Origin of the sequence: Kitasatospora sp. NPDC089797 (assembly GCF_040684795.1) — a bacterium.
Classification (GTDB): domain Bacteria; phylum Actinomycetota; class Actinomycetes; order Streptomycetales; family Streptomycetaceae; genus Kitasatospora.
The window spans coordinates 1-4,132 of sequence record NZ_JBFBGS010000108.1 but is presented as its reverse complement, the minus strand read 5'-3'; the positions used below and the strand labels follow the sequence as shown (position 1 = coordinate 4,132).

1 protein-coding gene and 1 pseudogene are annotated in these 4,132 nt (G+C 70.9%); both read left to right on the top strand.

Annotated features, from left to right (window positions below; translation table 11 throughout):
• Window positions 1-186, top strand: a pseudogene (locus AB0O91_RS41060) (ATP-binding protein); the annotation flags it as partial.
• Between the two features lie 487 nt (window positions 187-673).
• The gene (locus AB0O91_RS41055) at window positions 674-4,030 is read left to right on the top strand and encodes a nitrate- and nitrite sensing domain-containing protein (protein ID WP_363444638.1); all 3,357 of its coding nucleotides are present in this window, start codon (window positions 674-676) and stop codon (window positions 4,028-4,030) included.
• Window positions 4,031-4,132 lie beyond the last annotated feature (102 nt).

The window sequence follows — 4,132 nt, the reverse complement described above, 5'->3', positions numbered from 1 at the left end:
CTGCCCTTCGTCGTCGCCCTCAACGGCTTCGACGGCCACCAGCCCCACACCGCCGACGAAGTCCGCGAAGCCCTCCAACTCGGCCCCGACACCCCCGTCATCGCCCTCGACGCCCGCCGCCGCGACAGCGCCAAGAGCGCCCTCATCACCCTCGTCGAACACGCCCTCCTCGCCCGACTCCGCTGAACCGGACGGCCCGGAGGCGAGTGCGCGGCGCGGAGGCGAGTGTGCGAGAACACCGCGCCGAGTGCGCGGCCCGGAGGCGAGTGTGCGACAACACGGAACCGTCCGGCCCCGGCGAACCGTCACACTGACGGGTCGCCGGGGCGGCGGTGCCTTACCGGCCGATGTCCTCCCGGGGCCGTGCGCAAGACCCTTGTATAAGCAGCGGATAACAGTTCGGTAGGCATTTTGTGATCAACAATGACGCAGAGTGGCGAAACAGCGTCACTCAGCGCCAGATGACCACGGATTTGCTCCGTCATGTCGTTGATTGTCCGGATTGTTCCGGCGCGGGTGCCTTGCGACGGCTGTTTGTCCCCCATCCCTGCACGTGCTGAAATTCCAGCTACCCCTGAATATCCCGCGTCGGTCGTCCGGTGCCGGGCCAGGGCCCCGGGGGTAGCGCTGGATTGATCCATGGCCGGCAAGTCGGCCGAGAGGTAGTAGTCGAGTGAGGCGTAAGCAGCAACCCGCCCCGCAGCGGCGCTCCGAGCCCCGCCAGAGCGAGCCGAACGGCAACGCCGCGGAACAGGCCGGATTCTCCGCGTTCACTCCCACCGAGGAGCGCCCCCAGGCCACGCCGGCCCCCAAGCCCCCGACGGCCGCCGGGGAACCGCGCCCGGGTGCCGGTCCGGCGGGCGACGACGGCTCCAGCCGGTACGACTTCCTCCGTCCGCGCAACTGGCGCGTGCCGACCCGACTGATCGCGATCCTGCTGATCCCCGTGATCATCAGTCTCGTCTTCGGCGGTCTGCGAGTGAACACCTCGGTCGACGGCTACATCAAGGCCTCCCGCGCCGAGAAGACCGCCGAGCTGGCCAAGGCGGCGACCGAACTCGCCGAGGCGCTCGAGAACGAGCGCGACAAGACCCTGATACCCCTGCTCACCGGGCAGGACCCGAACAACGAGGTCACCAAGCGCCGCGCCGACACCGACGCCGCGCTGAAGGCCTACAACGCCGCGTACGCCGCCTCCGACAAGTCCGGCGAACTGCCGCGCCGCCACGAGGCCTTCGAGGCCATGGTGATCGACCTGCCGCACCTGCGCCAGGCCGCGTACGGCAAGGAACTGTTCGCCAGCGCCACCGCGAGCGCCTACTCGGCGATGTACGCACCGCTGCTGGCCTACGACAACTCGGTCGGCAACGGCTCCTCCAACGCCACCAGCAAGGGCCGCGCGATCTACGCGATGTCGCTGGCCAAGGCCTCCGCCTCGACCCAGCGCGCACTGATGCTCAACCTGCTGGTCGGGATCTCGCAGGGCGTGACCACGCGCTACGAGAACCAGGACATGACCCAGCAGATCCTGGTCTCCGAGAAGCTGGAGCAGGTCTCGCTCTCGGAGTTCAACACCGGTGCCGCCCCCGAGGACGCCCGGAAGTACGGTGACGCCCAGGTCGCCCTGGCCACCGCCCAGGACCGCTCGGCCTACAAGATGCCCAACGGCACCGCGCCCACCGTGCAGGGCCTGCTGGCACTCGCCGGGAACTACGCCGAGGCCGCCGCCGTGGGCCAGCAGAAGGGCAAGGCCGCGGCCGACGCCGCCTACGCCGAGGCCAAGAACTCCGGTCTGACCCCGGACAACTGGAACCAGGCCGCCGGAACCCACATCCAGGCCCTGCGGAACACCGAAATCGCGCTGCTGGACGACGTCCTCACCGACTCCCGCAACCTCAAGGACAACGCGCTCTACGACGCCATCCTCAACACGGTCATCGTCGTCGCCGCGCTGATCCTGGCGGGCCTGCTCACCGGCTACGTCGCCCGCTCGATGATCCTCGGCATGCGCACCCTGCGCAGCGCCGCCCTGGAGATCGCCGACCACCGCCTGCCGGACCTGGTCGAGAAGCTCTCCAAGACCGACCCCGACCGGGTCGACACCTCGGTGACCGCGATCCCGCTGCACGGCAAGGACGAGATCGGCGAAGTCGCCCGGGCCTTCGACCAGGTCCACCAGCAGGCCGTGGCGCTCGCCGCCGAGCAGGCCCTGCTGCGAGGGAACGTCAACGCGATCTTCACCAACCTCTCGCGCCGCAGCCAGAGCCTGATCCAGCGCCAGCTGGCGCTGATCACCGACCTGGAGAACAACGAGGCCGACCCGGACCAGCTGGAGAACCTCTTCAAGCTGGACCACCTGGCGACCCGTATGCGCCGCAACGGTGAGAACCTGCTCGTCCTCGCGGGCGAGGAGGCCGGCCGCCGCTGGAACACCCCGGTCCCGCTGGTCGACGTGCTGCGCGCCGCCGCCTCCGAGGTGGAGCAGTACGAGCGCGTCGAGCTGTCCGGCATCCCCGAGGTCGAGGTCGTCGGCGCCGCCGTGACCGACCTCGTCCACCTGCTCGCCGAGCTGCTGGAGAACGCCACCTCGTTCTCCAGCCCGCAGACCCGGGTGCTGGTCAACGCGACCCGCCTGCCGGACGGCCGGGTGCTGGTCGAGATCCACGACAAGGGCATCGGCCTCACCGCCGACGACTTCGCGGAGATCAACGAGAAGCTGGCCGAGCCGCCCACGGTCGACGCCACCATCTCCCGCCGCATGGGCCTCTTCGTGGTCGGCCGGCTCTCCCAGCGGCACGACATCCGCGTCCAGCTGCGCCCGTCCGGCGAGTCGGCCGGCACCACCTCGCTGGTCATGCTCCCGCCGTTCGTCACCAAGCCCGCGGTGGCGCCGGAGCCGGAGGAGCAGTTCACCGTCTCCCGGATCTTCGCCGACCAGGAGCCGGCCCCCGAGTGGGCTCCGGAGCAGAACGCCGGCCGCAGCGCCGCCGAGCTGGGCTTCGACGACCACCTCACCGGGATCGGCAACTCCGGCTCCTCCGGGTTCAGCCCGGCCCTGGAGGCCGTCCAGCGCTCGCAGCGCCTCGACCAGGTCCGCCGCGCGGCCCTGGAGAGCGCCCCGCACGAGCAGGTGCTGGACGCCGAGGTCGAGGAGGACTACCAGCAGGGCTACGACCCGTACGCCCCGCAGCAGAACTACCAGCAGGACGGCGGCTACCAGCAGGACGGTTACGCCGACGAGCAGTACGGCTACGACCAGACCGGCTACCAGCAGGACCAGTACGCCCAGGACGGCTACGGCCAGTACCCGCAGCAGGGCGGCTACCAGCAGGACGGCTACGCCGACGACCAGTACGGCTACGACCAGACCGGCTACCAGCAGGACCAGTACGCCCAGGACGGCTACGGCCACCGGGCCGAGGAGGCCCCCGCGGGCCACCCGTACACCCCGGAGCCGCCCGCCCTGCCCGCCGCCGAGCCGACCCCCACCCTGCCGTCCGGGCTGCCCCAGCGCCGCCCCGGCCAGCAGCTGGCGGGCGGCAACCTGGGCACCGCCCCGGCCGGCGGCAACGCGTCCGGGGAGACCCCGAACTGGTTCGCCGGCGCCAAGGACACCTCGGCGCCCGCCGAGACCCGCGGCCACGACGTGTCCGCACTGGGCGGATACGGCCCGACCGGCCCGACCGCCTCCCCCTGGCAGTCGCCGAACGACGGCGACTGGCAGCGTGCCGAGCAGCTGCGCGAGCCCTCGTCCGCCGGCACCACCGGGGCCGGACTGCCCCGGCGCGTGCCCAAGCAGAACCTGGTGCCCGGCAACGCCAAGCCCACCCCGCAGGAGGGGCCGCAGGTCTCCCGCAGCCCCGAGGAGGTCCGTGGCCGCCTCACCAACCTGCGCCGCGGCGTGGAGCAGGGCCGCACGGCCGGCAACACCGGAAGCTTCCGGATCGACCCCGATCAGGCAGACCAGTCCGGCAGCGGACAGAACCGGAGCACCGATCTCTTCGGCGGCTCGAACCACCAGGAGCGTTGAGTTGACTCAGATGAGCCAGGCCGCACAGAACCTGAACTGGCTGATCACCAATTTCGTGGACAACACCCCCGGGGTGTCCCACACCGTGGTGGTCTCCGCGGA